We start from the raw sequence: 16,751 nt of genomic DNA, 5'->3' as shown, positions 1-16,751 counted from the left end.
ATTCCTTAAAAAATTACTCTTTGTTCATAATTGCCTCAGCCACATTTCTTGGAGCTTCAGCATAATGTTTAAATTCCATTGAGTATGTTGCTCTACCCTGACTCAATGACCTTAATGTTGTTGAATAGCCAAACATTTCTGATAATGGCACTTCAACAGTGATTACTTTTCCAGTGGCGTTGTCGTCCATCCCTTGAACAATGCCACGTCTTGACGATAAGTCACCCATGACATCACCCATGTATTCTTCCGGTGTTTCCACCTCAACAGCCATCATTGGCTCGAGAATCACAGGGTCTGCTTTTTTACATGCATCCTTAAATGCAAAGGAGGCGGCCATCTTAAATGCATTTTCGTTTGAATCCACATCGTGGTATGAACCGTCATATAAGGTTACTTTAACGTCTTCGATTGGATAGCCTGCAAGAACACCTGCAACGATCGTCTCTTGAAGACCTTTGTCTACCGCCGGAATAAATTCACGAGGTACGGTACCGCCTTTAATAGCATCAACAAACTCATAACCCTTGCCTTGCTCATTTGGCTCAACTTTTAACCAAACATGGCCGTATTGACCTTTACCACCAGACTGTTTAACAAATTTACCTTCGGCATCAACAGATTTTTTGATCGCTTCACGGTATGCAACTTGAGGAGAACCGATGTTGGCTTCAACATTAAATTCTCTTTTCATACGATCAACCAAAATTTCTAAATGAAGCTCTCCCATACCTGAAATAATGGTCTGATTTGTTTCTTCATCTGTTTTAACTCTAAATGATGGGTCTTCTTGTGCCAATCTATTTAAAGCAATTCCCATTTTTTCTTGGTCAGCCTTTGTTTTTGGCTCAACTGCGACGTGGATCACTGGGTCTGGGAAGATCATTCTTTCAAGGACAATGTCTTTACCTACAGCACATAGAGTATCACCAGTAGTTACATCTTTGAGACCAACTGCCGCAGCGATATCACCTGCACGAACTTCCTTAATCTCTTCTCTTGAGTTCGCATGCATTTGAAGTATGCGACCTACACGTTCTTTTTTTCCTTTAACAGCATTCTGTACCGAGTCACCCGCATTAATAACGCCAGAATAAACCCTGAAGAATGTAAGCGAGCCTACAAACGGATCAGTCATAATTTTAAATGCAAGTGCTGAGAAAGGTTCTTCGTCAGTTGGTTTACGTGACATCTCTTTTTCACCAGAAACATCAGTCCCTTTAATCGCTGGAACATCAATAGGGGATGGCATTAGCTCAATTACTTTATCAAGCATAGCCTGAACGCCTTTATTTTTAAAAGCAGAGCCGAGCATCATTGGGACAATTTCGTTACCAATGGTTCTTAGTCTTAACCCTTCAAGAATTTCTGTTTCAGATAAATCTCCCGTTTCAAGGTATTTATTCATTAAATCTTCATTAGCTTCAGCAGCCGTTTCAAGTAATTCACCTCTCCATTTATTACAGGTATCAACTAAGTCTGCTGGGATATCACGGTAGTCAAATTTCATACCCATTGATGCCTCATCCCAATAGATTGCTTGCATTTTAATAAGGTCAACAACTCCTTCAAACGTTTCGGCAGCACCGATCGGAACTTGCAACGGGATGGGATTGGCTTTCAATCTTGTTTTCATTTGCTCATGAACTTTGAAGAAATCAGCGCCCATTCTATCCATTTTATTAACGAATGCGATCCGTGGGACATTGTATTTATTGGCCTGTCTCCACACAGTTTCTGATTGAGGCTGAACTCCGCCTACGGCACAATAAACCATACATGCGCCATCAAGGACACGCATGGATCGCTCAACTTCGATGGTGAAATCTACGTGGCCAGGGGTATCAATAATATTGATTCGGTGTTCATCAAATTGCTGAGCCATGCCAGACCAGAAGCAAGTAGTCGCGGCTGATGTGATTGTAATACCTCGTTCTTGTTCTTGTTCCATCCAGTCCATGGTGGCTGCACCGTCATGCACCTCACCAATCTTATGGCTTATACCGGTGTAGTAGAGAATACGCTCAGTGGTTGTAGTTTTACCAGCATCAATGTGAGCACTAATACCTATGTTTCTATATCTGTCAATGGGAGTTTTACGAGCCACTTAATTTATCCTCAAAAATTATTAAAAACGGAAATGTGAAAACGCTTTGTTTGCTTCAGCCATACGATGCACTTCTTCTCTTTTCTTCATGGCATTACCCTTGTTTTCTGATGCATCCATGATTTCATTCGCTAAACGAATATCCATTGATTTCTCGCCACGACCTCTTGCCGCATCACGTAACCAACGCATAGCTAATGCTTGCCTTCTAGAAGGTCTAACTTCAACTGGTACTTGGTAATTAGCGCCACCAACTCGACGACTTTTAACTTCCACTAGAGGTTTTAGGTTATCTAATGCAACAGAGAAAACTTCGATTGGATCTTTACCACTCTTACCCTGCACTTGATCAAATGCACTGTAGATGATTCTTTCTGCAACTGCTTTTTTGCCGCTGGTCATTAACACGTTAACGAATTTGGAAACCTCTTGGCTTCTAAATTTAGGATCAGGTAGGATCTCTCTTTTTGGAACTTCTCTTCTTCTTGGCATAGTTTTAACCTTTAATTAATTAAGCCTCTTTAGGACGTTTTGCACCGTATTTAGAACGGGCTTGTTTTCTATCATTAACACCCGCAGTATCTAGACTACCGCGAACAGTATGGTATCTCACACCCGGAAGATCTTTTACACGACCTCCTCGAATCAACACGACTGAGTGTTCTTGCAGGTTGTGGCCTTCACCACCAATGTAACTAATTACTTCGTAACCAGTGGTTAATCTCACTTTAGCCACTTTTCTTAAAGCAGAGTTAGGCTTTTTCGGAGTTGTGGTATAAACACGAGTACACACACCACGTTTTTGTGGCGATGCTTCGAGTGCTGGCACCTTACTTTTCTCAACGATTCGCTTTCTTGGCTTACGAATTAATTGGTTAATAGTTGGCATATGTTTCCTTTAAATTTATCAAGTTCATTTTCTAATCTTGCACTTTTTCCATCTTAGAAAAAGCACAAGATTTTATTGTTCTTCAAGATGATTGTCAACTGTTTTATTCTTGATTCTCATCCACATTTCGCGCCTGTTCTTCTGATGAAGCTACACCCTCCTCAACAGAAGCTTCTGTTTCAGTTTCAAATAGAGCTTCCGCTTCTTTTAATTCTGGGCTTGGCTCATTTTGTTCCTCAACAACATGATTATCAGGATTCATAACATCTGCATTTTCTTTTCTTGCTTTATGATAAGCAAGGCCTGAACCTGCCGGAATTAATCGGCCTACAATAACGTTTTCTTTCAACCCTCTTAAATCATCTCGTTTTCCAAGGATTGCAGCTTCAGTTAACACTCTTGTTGTTTCCTGGAATGATGCCGCAGAAATGAATGAATCTGTTGCTAAGGATGCTTTAGTAATTCCTAAAAGGACATACTCATATTCAGCAGGTCTTTTATCTTCAGCAACTACCTCATCGTTACGATTTAATACAACCGCTCTTTCAAGCTGTTCACCAGGGATAAAGCCAGTATCACCAGCATCAGTAATCTTAACTCTTCGAAGCATTTGTCTAACAATCACTTCAATATGTTTGTCATTAATTTTAACGCCCTGAAGTCTATAAACATCCTGAACCTCATCAATCACATATCTTGCAAGCGCTTCTCTACCTTGAAGCCTTAAAATGTCTGCAGGATCAGCTGGTCCATCCACAATCACCTCACCTTTGGTCACAACTTGACCATCATGGACAGTGATATGTTTATCTTTAGGGATTAAAAATTCTTGAGCTTCGCCTTCCGAATCAGTAATTACCAATCGCTGTTTACCTTTAGTATCTTTACCAAAAGAAATTGTTCCGGTAATTTCGGCCAACACACCTGCATCTTTTGGAGCACGTGCCTCAAACAGTTCTGCAACTCTTGGAAGACCACCGGTAATATCTCTTGTTTTTGATGATTCTTGTGGAATTCTTGCAATAACATCACCCACATTTATATCTTGACCATCAGATACGGTAATAATGTAGCCCAACTGGAACGTCACGTTTACAGGGTTATCGCTGCCAGATAATTTCACTTCATCGCCTGCATTATCTAAAAGCTTAATTTGTGGTCGACTTGTTTTAGATTGTGTTCCTTTTTGCTTGGAATCAATAACCACCAATGTTGACAGGCCAGTTACATCATCAATTTGTTTTGCGACTGTAATGCCCTCTTCCACATTTTCAAATTTAACTTTTCCAGCGTATTCTGAAATGATTGGTCTCGTATGAGGATCCCAGTTAGCTAAAACTTCACCAGCTTTAACTTTTTTACCATCCATCACAGATAAAGTGGCACCATAGGGGACTTTATGGCTTTCTTTTTCGCGACCATTTTCATCCTCAATTATAAATTCCCCGTTACGTGAAATAACAATTTGTTCATTTCTAGCGTTGGTAACATATCTCATAGTTGAGGCAAATCTAACAGTTCCTGAAGATTTAACTTCAATTTGGCTTACTGCAGCAGATCTTGAAGCTGCACCACCGATGTGGAAAGTTCTCATCGTCAACTGAGTGCCAGGCTCACCGATTGATTGAGCAGCAATCACACCAACAGATTCACCCTCGCTAATCAAGTTACCTCGACCTAAATCACGGCCGTAACAATTTGCGCAAATACCATGACGTGTATCACATGTCAGAGCCGTTCTAACCTTAACTTCGTCAATGCCTAGAGATTCGATTTTTTCAACCTCATCTTCAGTTAGCAATGTTCCGGCTGGATAAATGACTTCTTGCGTTGAAGGATCTTGAATATCAAGAGCAGCAACTCTTCCAAGAATTCTATCTCCAAGAGGTTCAACAACCTCACCGCCCTTGATGAGAGCTTTAGTAACTAAACCTTCCTCAGTTCCACAATCTTGCTCAGTCACTACTAAATCTTGAGTAACATCAACTAACCTTCTTGTTAAGTAACCAGAGTTAGCAGTTTTAAGCGCAGTATCAGCAAGACCTTTTCGTGCACCATGGGTTGAGATAAAGTATTGAAGAACATTAAGTCCATCTCTAAAGTTAGCTGTAATCGGGGTTTCAATAATTGAACCATCAGGTCTAGCCATCAATCCCCTCATACCTGCTAACTGTCTCACCTGAGCAGCAGAACCTCGAGCACCAGAGTCAGCCATCATGTAAATTGCATTAAATGATTCTTGTTTTAAAGCATTGCCTTGCTCGTCTTTCATTAACTTGCCGTTTAAGTCATAGACGCCCTCTTCCTTAAGTTGCTTCATCATTGCATCCGCAACTTTATCTCCAGCACGGCCCCAGATGTCAACGACTTTGTTGTATCTTTCACCCTGGGTTACCAATCCTGAGGAGTATTGATCTTGAATTTCTTTCACTTCAGCATCAGCACTTTCAAGGATTGAAGATTTTTCTTGAGGAACCAGCATGTCATGAACGCTGATCGACATACCAGCTTTAGTCGCATAAGAATAGCCTGTGTACATTAATTTATCAGCCAATATCACCGTATCCTTAATACCAATTTTTCTAAATCCAGTATTAATTAATTTTGAAATTTCTTTCTTCTTTAAAGCTTTATTTATGAGCTCAAAAGGTAAGCCTGCTGGCAAAATTTCACTTAGAATGGCGCGGCCAACAGTCGTTTCATAACGATTAGTTTTTGGAGTCTTGCTACCATCAAAATTTAGCTCGAATTCTCTAATTCTCACTGTAACTTTGGCGTGAAGATCAACCACTCCGTTGTCATATGCTCGCTGAACCTCAGCAACATCACTAAATATTTTACCTTCACCCTTAGCGGCAATTTTTTCTCGAGACATATAATAAAGTCCCAGAACAATATCTTGTGATGGCACGATAATTGGTTCACCATTGGCTGGTGATAAAACGTTATTCGAGGCAAGCATTAATGTTCTTGCTTCCATCTGGGCTTCTAGAGATAAAGGAACGTGAACAGCCATTTGGTCACCGTCAAAGTCAGCGTTGAAAGCTGCACAAACCAATGGATGTAGTTGAATTGCCTTACCTTCAATCAGCACAGGTTCAAATGCCTGAATACCTAATCTATGAAGAGTTGGCGCACGGTTTAATAATACAGGGTGTTCTTTAATCACTTCTTCCAAGATATCCCAAACCTCCGGACCTTCTTCTTCAACTTTTTTCTTTGCTGCCTTAATGGTCGTTGCTAAACCCAATAACTCTAACTTGTTAAAAATAAATGGTTTAAATAACTCTAAGGCCATTTTTTTTGGCAAGCCACATTGATGAAGTTTTAACTGAGGACCAGTAACAATTACTGAACGACCTGAATAATCAACTCGTTTACCTAAAAGGTTTTGTCTAAATCGGCCGCCCTTACCTTTAATCATATCTGCTAGAGATTTTAAAGGTCTCTTGTTTGCGCCTGTCATTACCTTGCCTCGTCTACCATTATCTAGCAGTGAGTCAACAGACTCTTGAAGCATCCTTTTTTCATTTCTTAAAATAATTTCAGGAGCTCTCAAATCAAGTAATCGACGTAAGCGATTATTTCTATTAATCACTCTTCTATACAAATCATTTAAGTCAGAAGTGGCAAATCGTCCACCATCTAGAGGCACAAGAGGTCTTAGCTCTGGGGGCAATACAGGTAAAACATCTAGGATCATCCATTCAGGTTTGATGCCAGATTTTTGGAAAGCTTCGAGTACTTTTAATCGTTTTGCGATTTTCTTAATTTTTGCCTCGGAATTTGTGCTACTGAGCTCTTCACGAAGAGTATCAACCTCTGAATTGATATCCAAAGAAGCTAGTAATTGTTTTACGCCTTCAGCGCCCATTACCGCTTCGAATTCGTCGCCATATTCTTCAATCTTCGCATGGTAATCATCTTCAGTTAGCAATTGACCTTTTGTTAATGGAGTCATACCTGGATCCACAACCATATATGCTTCAAAATAGAGCACTCGTTCAATATCTCTTAGGGCAATATCTAGGACCATTCCGAGTCGGCTTGGCAAACTCTTAAGAAACCAAATATGAGCAACCGGGGTTGCAAGATCAATATGGCCCATTCTTTCACGACGAACTTTTGAAAGTGTTACCTCAACTCCACATTTTTCACAAATAACGCCTCTATGTTTAAGTCTTTTATACTTTCCACATAAACATTCGTAATCCTTTACTGGACCGAAAATTTTCGCGCAAAATAGGCCATCACGCTCTGGCTTAAAAGTTCGATAATTAATTGTTTCAGGTTTCTTGACCTCACCAAATGACCAAGATCTAATTTTTTCAGGAGATGCAAGGGCTATCTTAATTGCATCAAATTCCTCTTCATGGGTAACCTGCTTAAATAGGTCTAATAAAGCTTTCATGCATAATCTCCTTAATTAATCTCTGTCTAAATCGATATCAATCGCAAGTGATCGAATCTCTTTTGTTAAAACATTAAATGACTCTGGCATTCCTGCATCAATCTTATGTTCGCCCTTAACGATATTTTCATAGACTTTCGTTCTTCCAGAAACATCGTCAGACTTCACAGTTAACATTTCTTGCAGAGTGTAAGATGCTCCATACGCTTCAAGAGCCCACACTTCCATCTCACCAAATCTCTGTCCACCAAATTGCGCTTTACCGCCAAGTGGCTGTTGTGTAACGAGTGAATAGGGTCCAGTGGATCGTGCATGCATTTTGTCATCAACCAAGTGATGTAATTTAAGAACATGCATGTAGCCAACTGTTACAGGTCGTTCAAACGCCTCACCAGTTCTACCATCAAATAACTGTAATTGAGTTTTCTTGGCAGAAAAATTCAGCTTCTTAGTTAATTCATGGTCATCAGGAAACGCTAAATCAAGCATATATTGGATGTCAGACTCAGCAGCACCATCAAAAACTGAAGTTGCAAAAGGTACACCATTTTTGAGGTTATGAGCCATCTCAATAACTTCGGCGTCTTTTAAGCTCTTAATGTCTTCTGTTTTGCCTGATGATTCGTTATATATTTTTTCTAAAAGGTCTCTTACTTCAGCAACCTTTCTTTCTTCTTTTAACATTTCATCAATACGATTACCAAGACCTTTTGCTGCCCAACCCAAATGAACCTCAAGAATTTGTCCAATGTTCATTCGAGAAGGAACACCTAATGGGTTAAGAACTATATCTAGAGTTGTTCCATCGGCCATATGTGGCATATCTTCAACTGGCACAATTTTTGAAATAACACCCTTATTACCATGTCTACCAGCCATTTTATCGCCCGGCTGAATTCTTCGTTTAACCGCTAGATAAACTTTCACCATTTTTTGAACACCAGGCTGAAGTTCATCACCTTGGGTTAATTTTTGTTTCTTTTCCTCGTAGCGAATATCAAAATCTTTCTTCGCCTTATTTAAATTCTCTTTGAGAGACTCAAGAGATTTAGAATCTTTGTCATCAGCTAGGCGAATGTCAAACCAATCGTATCTTCCAATCTCTTTGAGCTGGTCTTTTGTGACTTTATCGCCTTTTTTAATGCCTTTAGGGCCTCCAGACACAGCTTTACCAACCAGTAATTTTTCTATCCTAGCAAAGGTATCATCTTCAACAATTCTTAATTGGTCATTCAAGTCTTGCTCAAAATGACTTAACTGTTCTTGAATGATTTGTTCTGCTCTATCATCACGATCTATACCCTCACGAGTAAATACTTGAACATCAATAACAGTTCCAGACATTCCAGAAGGAACACGGAGGCTGGTATCTTTCACATCAGAAGCTTTTTCACCAAAAATAGCTCTTAATAATTTTTCTTCTGGAGTTAATTGTGTCTCACCTTTTGGTGTAACTTTACCAACCAAAACGTCACCAGCTTCAACCTCAGCACCCACATAGATTATTCCGGACTCATCCAGACGGCCTAACATTCTTTCGGATAGGTTCGAAATATCACGAGTGATTTCTTCTGGTCCAAGTTTAGTGTCTCTAGATACCACAGATAGTTCTTCAATGTGAACTGAAGTGTAACGATCGTCTGCAACGACCTTTTCAGAGATCAAAATGGAATCTTCGAAGTTATAACCATTCCAAGGCATAAAACCAACTAACATATTTTGACCAAGGGCTAGCTCACCAACATCAGTAGAAGCTCCATCCGCAATAATATCTCCACGAGCAATAGTATCTCCGATTTTAACTAAAGGTTTTTGATTAATGTTTGTGTTTTGATTAGAGCGAGTGTATTTAGTCAAGTTGTAAATATCTACACCCACATCTTCAGCAGAAGTTTCTTTATCATTGACTTTAACCACAATCCTTCTTGAATCAACATAATCAACGACACCACCTCGTTCTGCTTGCACTGTTGTTCCCGAATCCATAGCCACCGTTCTTTCAATACCGGTACCAACAACTGCTTTTTCAGCTCGTAAACATGGCACAGCTTGACGTTGCATGTTTGCTCCCATCAGCGCTCGGTTTGCATCGTCATGCTCAAGGAATGGAATTAATGACGCAGCCACAGAAACAATTTGACCAGGAGCAACGTCCATGTAATTAATTTCATTATTATTTGATAACACGAATTCATTTTTAAATCGGCTGGACACTAATTCTTCTTTGAAGTTAGATTTTTCATCTAACTCTGAATTGGCCTGAGCGATTGTAAATTGACTCTCTTCAATTGCAGACAAATAATCAATTTCTGCAGTTACTTTTCCGTTCTCTACTCGACGATATGGAGTTTCTAAAAACCCATATTTATTTGTTTTAGCAAATAGTGCAAGAGAGTTAATCAGACCAATATTCGGTCCTTCAGGCGTTTCAATTGGACATACACGACCATAATGTGTTGAGTGAACGTCACGAACCTCAAAGCCGGCTCGCTCTCTCGTTAAACCACCAGGGCCTAATGCAGAAACTCTCCGCTTATGTGTAATTTCTGATAACGGGTTAGTTTGATCCATAAATTGTGATAATTGTGATGAACCAAAGAACTCTCTAATGGCGCTTGAAATTGGTTTTGAATTAATCAAATCATGAGGCATGAGGTTGTCAGCTTCAGCCTGACCGAGTCTCTCTTTAACTGCTCTTTCAACACGAACAAGTCCAGTTCTGAATTGATTTTCAACAAGCTCGCCAACGGAACGTATTCTTCTATTACCAAGATGATCGATGTCATCAATTTCGCCACGCCCGTTTCTAAGCTCAACCAGAATTCCAACCACAGCTAAAATATCATCGATGGATAAAATTCCGGCGCCTTCATCATCTTGTTCACCAACTCTTTGATAAAATCTTTGCATCCAGCCAGCTGATTTTTCAAAGGATTTAGGATAGGCGCGTCGATTAAATTTCATTCGACCAACATTCGACAAGTCATATCTATCTTCTGAGAAAAACATTCCTTCGAATAATGCCTTCACTGAATCTTCAGTTGGAGGCTCGCCAGGTCTCATCATTCTGTAGATTGCCACGCGAGCTGAATATTCATCAGGAATTTCATCGGTCGATAAAGTATGAGATATGAAGTCGCCTTGATCTAAATCATTATAGTAAAGGGTTTCAATTTCATTTATGGATAGCTCTTTAATTTGCGCGAGTAACTCTTCTGTAATCTCAGCATTAGCTTCCGCAATTACTTCACCTGTGTCAGCATCAATGATGCCTTTGGCAAGCTTCCTACCGATAATGAATTCTTCTGAGACTTCAATTTTTTTAATATTCGCTTTTTCAATTTCTCTGATATGCTTAACAGTAATTCTTTTATCCTTAGCAACAATCAGCTCACCTTTTTTGTCAGCAATATCAAATTTTGCAATCTCACCTCTTAATCTCTCAGGATATAGAGTAAAATTTAATTTGTTTTTAACAAACGAGAATTGATCAAAATCATAAAACGTTGATAGTATTTCTTCCGAGGATAGGCCTAATGCTTTAAGTAAAGTAGTCACAGGCATTTTTCTTCTTCTATCAATTCGGAAGTACAAATAATCTTTTGGATCAAACTCAAAATCTAACCATGAACCACGATATGGAATGATTCTTGCAGAGAATAGCAACTTACCTGAGCTATGGGTTTTGCCTTTATCGTGCTCAAAGAATACACCCGGGCTACGATGCAACTGAGACACAATCACTCTCTCAGTGCCGTTAATCACGAATGAGCCGTTATTTGTCATTAATGGCATTTCACCCATGTAAACTTCTTGTTCCTTCACTTCTTTAACTGTAGGTTCAGAAGCTTCCTTATCCATGATTGATAAGCGAACCTTCACTCTTAATGGAACACCAAAAGTTAATCCTCGAAGTTGACACTCTTTAACATCAAAGACAACTTTACCAAGCGAGTATGAAACAAAATCTAATTTTGCATTACCAGAATGGCTTGAAATAGGAAATACAGAGTTAAACGTATTTTGTAACCCCTGATCTTTTCTTTCATCAACTGGGACATCCATCTGGAGATAATCTTTGTAAGATTCCAGCTGCATAGATAATAAGTAGGGAACTTCAGCAACTGTTTGTCGTTTTGCAAAATTCTTTCTTAAGCGTTTCTTCTCGGTAAAGGAATAGCTCATAGCGTCTCCAAAGTTAACAAATGTATATAAAAATTATTTTTTATATAAACTCGTTTGTTAAAAATAACTAAAGGCTGACACACAAAATGATGTGTGCCAGCCTCTAATAAATAAAATTACTTCAGCTCAGCTGTTGCGCCTGCGTCAGTTAATTTTTTAGCTGCTTCTTCTGCGTCAGCTTTTGCAAGTCCTTCTTTAATTACTTTAGGTGCTCCGTCAACTAAATCTTTAGCTTCTTTTAAGCCAAGACCAGTAATTTCGCGAACCGCTTTAATCACGTTCACTTTTTGGTCACCAGCAGCAGTTAGATGAACATCAAATTCTGATTTTTCTGTAGCAGCGCCAGCATCACCGCCAGCAGCAGCTCCACCTGCAGGCATTGCTACAGCAGCAGCAGCAGCTGAAACACCAAATTTATCTTCCATTTCTTTGATTAATTCTGATAAATCAAGAACCGACATAGATCCAATTGCTTCTAAAATTTCTTCTTTTGAGATAGCCATTTATATTTCTCCTTAATAAAAATTATGCTTGAGCTTCTTTTTGATCACGAACAGCTGCAAGTCCACGTACAAATTTCGTAGGTACTTCGTTAAGAGTACGAACAAATTTTGCAATTGGTGCCTGCATGGTGCCCATCAATTTAGCAAGAAGTTCTTCACGACTTGGTAACGAAGCAAGAGCTTTAATCTTAGCTTCATCCATTTTTTCGTTAGGCAGTGCGCCAGACTTAATAACAAATAAGTCATTTTCTTTTGCAAAGTTATTTAAGACCTTAGCAACCGCAACAGGATCTTCAGACATACCAAAAATCAATGGTCCTGTCATATCTCCTGACAGATCTGCAAATGGAGTTCCTTCAACTGCTCTTTTTACAAGAGTGTTTTTTAAAACTCTCAAATACACACCGGATTCGCGTGCTTTTGATCTTAAATCAGTTAACTGAGCAACTCCCACACCACGATATTCAGCAAGAATTAACGCTTGTGCAGACTCTACTTGTTTACTAACTTCAGCAACAACAGCCTTTTTTTCTTCAAGATTCAGACTCAAAGTCTTCTCCTTCCGTATTTAAAATCAAAGTGTTTTCACACTCACCTTACGGCGGACTTTATCAGGATGCTATCCCTTAGGTTTCGCCATCTGCGTAGGTAATCACTTATTAAACCTTTCGGTACCTACGGTCTTTGATAACCCCGTCTCACGACGGACCCAAAGCTCTTATTGGTCAATGACCAAAATTCGTTATGCCAATATATTGGCTTGATCTACCTTAATACCAGCTCCCATCGTGCTGGATATAGATACTTTTTTAATAAATACACCTTTTGCCGACGCTGGTTTTGCCTTGTTCAGAGCATCAATTAAAGTTGTTAAATTTTGTTGTAATTTGTCAGCATCAAATGAAGCTCGACCAATACTGCAGTGAATAATACCTGCCTTGTCAGTACGGTACTGAACTTGCCCAGCTTTTGCATTTTCTACTGCTTTAGCAGGATCAGGTGTTACTGTGCCTACTTTTGGATTCGGCATTAAACCCTTAGGGCCTAAAATTTGTCCAAGAGCACCAATGATTTTCATTGCATCTGGAGTCGCAATAAGGACATCAAAATCCATGTTTCCTTTTTTGATATTATCCGCAAGATCTTCATAACCAACTTTATCAGCGCCGGCCTTTTTAGCAGCTTCAGCAGCATCGCCTTCAGCCATGACAGCAACTTTTACTGTTTTACCAGTGCCATTAGGAAGCACGATCGCTCCTCTTACTAACTGATCAGATTTTTTAGCATCAATACCAAGATTGATTGCAGCATCAATTGACTCATCAAATTTTGCTTTTGCATTTTCTTTTACCAGTTTGAGTGCATCTTCGACTGAGTAAAGTTTATCTGCATCAACTTTTTCAACGATTGATTTCATTCTTTTAGATAAGCTCATTTACACACCCTCCACTTCAATACCCATACTGCGAGCAGTACCAGCCACAGTTCTTACGGCCGCATCCATATCAGCAGCTGTTAAGTCAGGTTCTTTTGCTTTTGCAATTTCTTCAGCCTGAGCGCGAGTAATTTTTCCAACTTTGTTTGTGTGAGGAACAGGTGAGCCTTTTTGCACTTTAGCCGCTTTCTTAATAAGAATAGCTGCAGGTGTTGTTTTCATTACAAACGTAAAACTCTTATCTGAGTATGCAGTAATAACAACTGGCACTGGAAGGCCGGGTTCAATATTTTGTGTTTGAGCGTTAAAAGCTTTACAAAAGTCCATAATATTTAATCCCTGCTGACCAAGAGCTGGGCCAACTGGTGGACTTGGGTTTGCTTTACCCGCTGGGATTTGTAACTTAATGTATCCTTGTATTTTTTTTGCCATAGATTTTCTCCTTTTGGTACAAACGCTTGTTAAGTCAAGCTCCCAAATGTCTAAACTTCTTTTTGAATCTGACCAAAGTCAAGCTCTACTGGAGTAGCTCGACCAAAGATGACCACTTCAACACGAAGTTTATTTTTTTCATAATTAATTTCTTGGACTGATCCAGAGAAATCCTTAAATGGTCCATCAATTACTCGAACTGATTCGCCAACTTCAAACGTTAATTTTTGTGTTGGATTAACTTTACTGTCATCCATACGACGAAGTATTAACTCGACTTCTTTATCTTTAATTGGTGTTGGTTTTAGCGCAGAACCACCGATAAATGCAGTCACCTTAGGAGTGCTTCTCACTAAGTGCCAGCTATCATCGTTCATGTCCATCTGAACCAAAACATATCCAGGGTAGAGCCTTCGCTCACTGATTGTTTTTTGCCCGGCCTTTAATTCAACAACTTCTTCAACAGGAACGAGAACGTCACCAAACTGTTCTTTTATATTTGAAATTTCAATACGTTCCAATAAACCTTTTTGAACGATTTTTTCGTATCCCGAATAAGCCTGAACTGCATACCATCTTTTCGTCATATTTATCGTCCCAAAACTAAGTTAACAATATAAGTAAAACCAATGTCTACTAATGCTAAAAAGATAGCCATCAAAACAACTACCACAAATACCACCAGTGTCATTTGTACTGTTTCTTTTCGTGTCGGCCATACAACCTTTTTTGCTTCCAAAACAACACTATTTAAAAAAGTAAATAATTCGTTACCTTTAGCTGATTGCTTAAAAATAAAAAGTGACAAACCTAATCCCACAAGCACGCTAAGCACTTGCAAGACAAGTGGCTGGCTATCTAAGGCATAGAAACCCACAATTCCCAATGTGAAAACAACAATCGCTGAAGTTGTTTTTAATTTATCACTCAAACTATTTACTCCTATCAAATAATGGCAGGCCAGGAGGGCTTCGAACCCCCAACCCTCGGTTTTGGAGACCGATACTCTACCAATTGAGCTACTGGCCTAAATCCTTACTCAACAATCTTTGCAACAACACCGGCACCAACGGTACGGCCACCTTCACGAACAGCGAAGCGTAAACCTTCTTCCATCGCGATCGGTGCAATCAATGTTGCTGTAATCGATACGTTGTCGCCTGGCATTACCATTTCTGTACCTTCTGGTAACTCCACAGCGCCTGTTACGTCTGTTGTTCTAAAGTAGAACTGAGGACGATATCCATTAAAGAATGGAGTGTGTCGACCACCTTCATCTTTACTTAAGCAGTAAATTTCAGCAGTAAATTTTGTGTGTGGTGTAATTGAACCTGGTTTCGCAAGCACTTGGCCACGTTCAACATCTTCACGTTTTGTACCTCTTAAAAGCACACCCACGTTGTCACCTGCTTGACCTTCGTCAAGTAATTTACGGAACATTTCTACACCAGTACATGTTGTTTTTTCAGTTGCCTTGATACCAACAATTTCAATCTCTTCGTTGACCTTAATAATGCCACGTTCCACACGGCCGGTTACCACAGTACCTCGACCAGAGATAGAGAACACGTCCTCTACTGGCATCAAGAAGGTACCGTCCACTGCACGTTCTGGAGTTGGGATGTAAGAGTCAAGTGCTTCTGCAAGTTTAAGAATTGCTGGCTCACCAATCTCAGATTGGTCACCTTCAAGAGCTTTAAGAGCAGAGCCCATAATGATTGGAGTGTCATCACCTGGGAATTCGTATTTATTTAATAAGTCACGAACTTCCATTTCTACTAATTCGAGTAATTCTTTGTCATCCACCATATCAGCTTTGTTAAGGAATACAACGATGTATGGCACACCCACTTGGCGTGATAAAAGGATGTGTTCACGAGTTTGTGGCATTGGGCCGTCAGCTGCAGAACATACGAGAATCGCACCATCCATTTGAGCAGCGCCGGTAATCATGTTTTTCACATAATCCGCGTGGCCTGGGCAATCAACGTGAGCATAGTGACGAGTTTCAGTTTCGTATTCAACGTGAGCAGTATTAATCGTAATACCACGAGCTCTTTCTTCAGGAGCTGAATCAATAGCTGAATAATCTTTAGCTTCACCACCGTGTTTCTTAGTCAGAATGGTTGTGATCGCAGCTGTTAATGTTGTTTTACCATGATCCACGTGGCCAATTGTGCCGACGTTAACATGGGGTTTGGTACGCTCAAATTTACCTTTAGCCATAATATATTCCTTAAAAAATTACTCTTTAAAATAAACAAACTACTCTGGTGCCCATGGCGGGAATCGGACCCGCGACCTCTCCCTTACCAAGGGAGTGCTCTACCACTGAGCCACATGGGCGATTCCTTTAATTCTGGAGCGGGCGATGGGAATCGAACCCACGAGATCAGTTTGGAAAACTGAGGTTTTACCATTAAACTACGCCCGCTTTATCCTCCGAATACCCATGTAAAATCTGTCTTACAGAATTAAATGGTGGAGGGGGTAGGATTCGAACCTACGTACTCAGAGAGAACGGATTTACAGTCCGTCGCCTTTAACCACTCGGCCACCCCTCCCAACCGAACCCGAAATTATCCATTTAAATTATTGAAATGTCAAACAAAAATAAGGGTTTATGATGATTTTTTTAAATAATTTTTTTGTAAAAGTGGTGCCGGATGTCGGATTCGAACTGACGACCTTCGCATTACAAGTGCGCTGCTCTACCAACTGAGCTAATCCGGCGATTGAAAAGAACGTTACTATAACAACTTTTTTATAAAAATTGAACAAAAATTTAC

General features: G+C 39.8%; 12 protein-coding genes and 5 tRNA genes. All 17 read right to left on the bottom strand.

Annotation, left to right across the window (positions count from 1 at the left end; translation table 11 throughout):
• Nucleotides 1-13: 13 nt before the first annotated feature.
• The 17 genes from fusA to UZ34_00630 all read right to left on the bottom strand — a co-directional run bounded on the left by fusA (nt 14) and on the right by UZ34_00630 (nt 16,695).
• Entirely contained in the window at nt 14-2,107 is a 2,094-nt protein-coding gene (gene fusA, locus UZ34_00710) for an elongation factor G (protein AKO64004.1), read from the bottom strand.
• Nucleotides 2,108-2,128: 21 nt separating this feature from the next.
• Nucleotides 2,129-2,599: a 30S ribosomal protein S7 gene (locus UZ34_00705; protein AKO64003.1), complete on the bottom strand. Its 471-nt coding sequence runs from the start codon at nt 2,597-2,599 to the stop codon at nt 2,129-2,131.
• A 19-nt stretch (nt 2,600-2,618) separates the two neighbouring features.
• Nucleotides 2,619-2,996: a 30S ribosomal protein S12 gene (locus UZ34_00700; GenBank protein ID AKO64002.1), complete on the bottom strand. Its 378-nt coding sequence runs from the start codon at nt 2,994-2,996 to the stop codon at nt 2,619-2,621.
• 103 nt (nt 2,997-3,099) lie between these two features.
• Complete coding sequence (locus UZ34_00695; GenBank protein ID AKO64001.1) at nt 3,100-7,407, bottom strand: DNA-directed RNA polymerase subunit beta'; 4,308 nt, start codon at nt 7,405-7,407, stop codon at nt 3,100-3,102.
• 15 nt (nt 7,408-7,422) lie between these two features.
• A complete protein-coding gene (gene rpoB, locus UZ34_00690) occupies nt 7,423-11,592 on the bottom strand; it encodes a DNA-directed RNA polymerase subunit beta (GenBank protein AKO64000.1) in 4,170 nt (1,389 codons plus the stop codon).
• Nucleotides 11,593-11,708: 116 nt separating this feature from the next.
• Nucleotides 11,709-12,095 carry a 50S ribosomal protein L7/L12 gene (gene rplL / locus UZ34_00685; GenBank protein ID AKO63999.1) on the bottom strand — a complete coding sequence of 129 codons (387 nt, stop codon included), beginning with the start codon at nt 12,093-12,095 and terminating at the stop codon, nt 11,709-11,711.
• A gap of 22 nt (nt 12,096-12,117) precedes the next feature.
• Nucleotides 12,118-12,645: a 50S ribosomal protein L10 gene (locus tag UZ34_00680; protein ID AKO63998.1), complete on the bottom strand. Its 528-nt coding sequence runs from the start codon at nt 12,643-12,645 to the stop codon at nt 12,118-12,120.
• Nucleotides 12,646-12,837: 192 nt separating this feature from the next.
• On the bottom strand, nt 12,838-13,530 hold the full coding sequence (locus UZ34_00675) for a 50S ribosomal protein L1 (protein AKO63997.1): 693 nt from the start codon (nt 13,528-13,530) through the stop codon (nt 12,838-12,840).
• Nucleotides 13,531-13,962 carry a 50S ribosomal protein L11 gene (locus UZ34_00670; GenBank protein ID AKO63996.1) on the bottom strand — a complete coding sequence of 144 codons (432 nt, stop codon included), beginning with the start codon at nt 13,960-13,962 and terminating at the stop codon, nt 13,531-13,533. It abuts the gene before it with no gap.
• A gap of 50 nt (nt 13,963-14,012) precedes the next feature.
• Nucleotides 14,013-14,549 carry an antitermination protein NusG gene (locus UZ34_00665; GenBank protein AKO63995.1) on the bottom strand — a complete coding sequence of 179 codons (537 nt, stop codon included), beginning with the start codon at nt 14,547-14,549 and terminating at the stop codon, nt 14,013-14,015.
• Nucleotides 14,550-14,551: 2 nt separating this feature from the next.
• Entirely contained in the window at nt 14,552-14,893 is a 342-nt protein-coding gene (locus tag UZ34_00660) for a preprotein translocase subunit SecE (protein AKO63994.1), read from the bottom strand.
• A 22-nt stretch (nt 14,894-14,915) separates the two neighbouring features.
• Nucleotides 14,916-14,991 (bottom strand) — tRNA-Trp (locus UZ34_00655).
• A 6-nt stretch (nt 14,992-14,997) separates the two neighbouring features.
• Nucleotides 14,998-16,188, bottom strand: a complete 1,191-nt coding sequence (gene tuf, locus UZ34_00650) for an elongation factor Tu (GenBank protein ID AKO63993.1) — start codon at nt 16,186-16,188, stop codon at nt 14,998-15,000.
• Nucleotides 16,189-16,233: 45 nt separating this feature from the next.
• A tRNA-Thr gene (locus tag UZ34_00645) sits at nt 16,234-16,308 on the bottom strand.
• 14 nt (nt 16,309-16,322) lie between these two features.
• Nucleotides 16,323-16,396 (bottom strand) — tRNA-Gly (locus UZ34_00640).
• Nucleotides 16,397-16,441: 45 nt separating this feature from the next.
• A tRNA-Tyr gene (locus UZ34_00635) sits at nt 16,442-16,526 on the bottom strand.
• Nucleotides 16,527-16,619: 93 nt separating this feature from the next.
• Nucleotides 16,620-16,695: transfer RNA gene (locus UZ34_00630), tRNA-Thr, on the bottom strand.
• Nucleotides 16,696-16,751: the final 56 nt, after the last annotated feature.

The sequence above is a fragment of the Methylophilales bacterium MBRSF5 genome (assembly GCA_001044335.1).
Taxonomy (GTDB): domain Bacteria; phylum Pseudomonadota; class Gammaproteobacteria; order Burkholderiales; family Methylophilaceae; genus BACL14.
This window is presented reverse-complemented; position numbering and strand designations above follow the sequence as displayed.

Bases quoted from the DNA above. Each gene is read 5' to 3' on its own strand.
- rplL (AKO63999.1), bottom strand. From the start codon at position 12,095: ATGGCTATCTCAAAAGAAGAAATTTTAGAAGCAATTGGATCTATGTCG.
- rpoB (AKO64000.1), bottom strand. From the start codon at position 11,592: ATGAGCTATTCCTTTACCGAGAAGAAACGCTTAAGAAAGAATTTTGCA.
- UZ34_00665 (AKO63995.1), bottom strand. From the start codon at position 14,549: ATGACGAAAAGATGGTATGCAGTTCAGGCTTATTCGGGATACGAAAAA.
- UZ34_00670 (AKO63996.1), bottom strand. From the start codon at position 13,962: ATGGCAAAAAAAATACAAGGATACATTAAGTTACAAATCCCAGCGGGT.
- UZ34_00695 (AKO64001.1), bottom strand. From the start codon at position 7,407: ATGAAAGCTTTATTAGACCTATTTAAGCAGGTTACCCATGAAGAGGAA.
- UZ34_00705 (AKO64003.1), bottom strand. From the start codon at position 2,599: ATGCCAAGAAGAAGAGAAGTTCCAAAAAGAGAGATCCTACCTGATCCT.
- UZ34_00700 (AKO64002.1), bottom strand. From the start codon at position 2,996: ATGCCAACTATTAACCAATTAATTCGTAAGCCAAGAAAGCGAATCGTT.
- UZ34_00675 (AKO63997.1), bottom strand. From the start codon at position 13,530: ATGAGCTTATCTAAAAGAATGAAATCAATCGTTGAAAAAGTTGATGCA.
- tuf (AKO63993.1), bottom strand. From the start codon at position 16,188: ATGGCTAAAGGTAAATTTGAGCGTACCAAACCCCATGTTAACGTCGGC.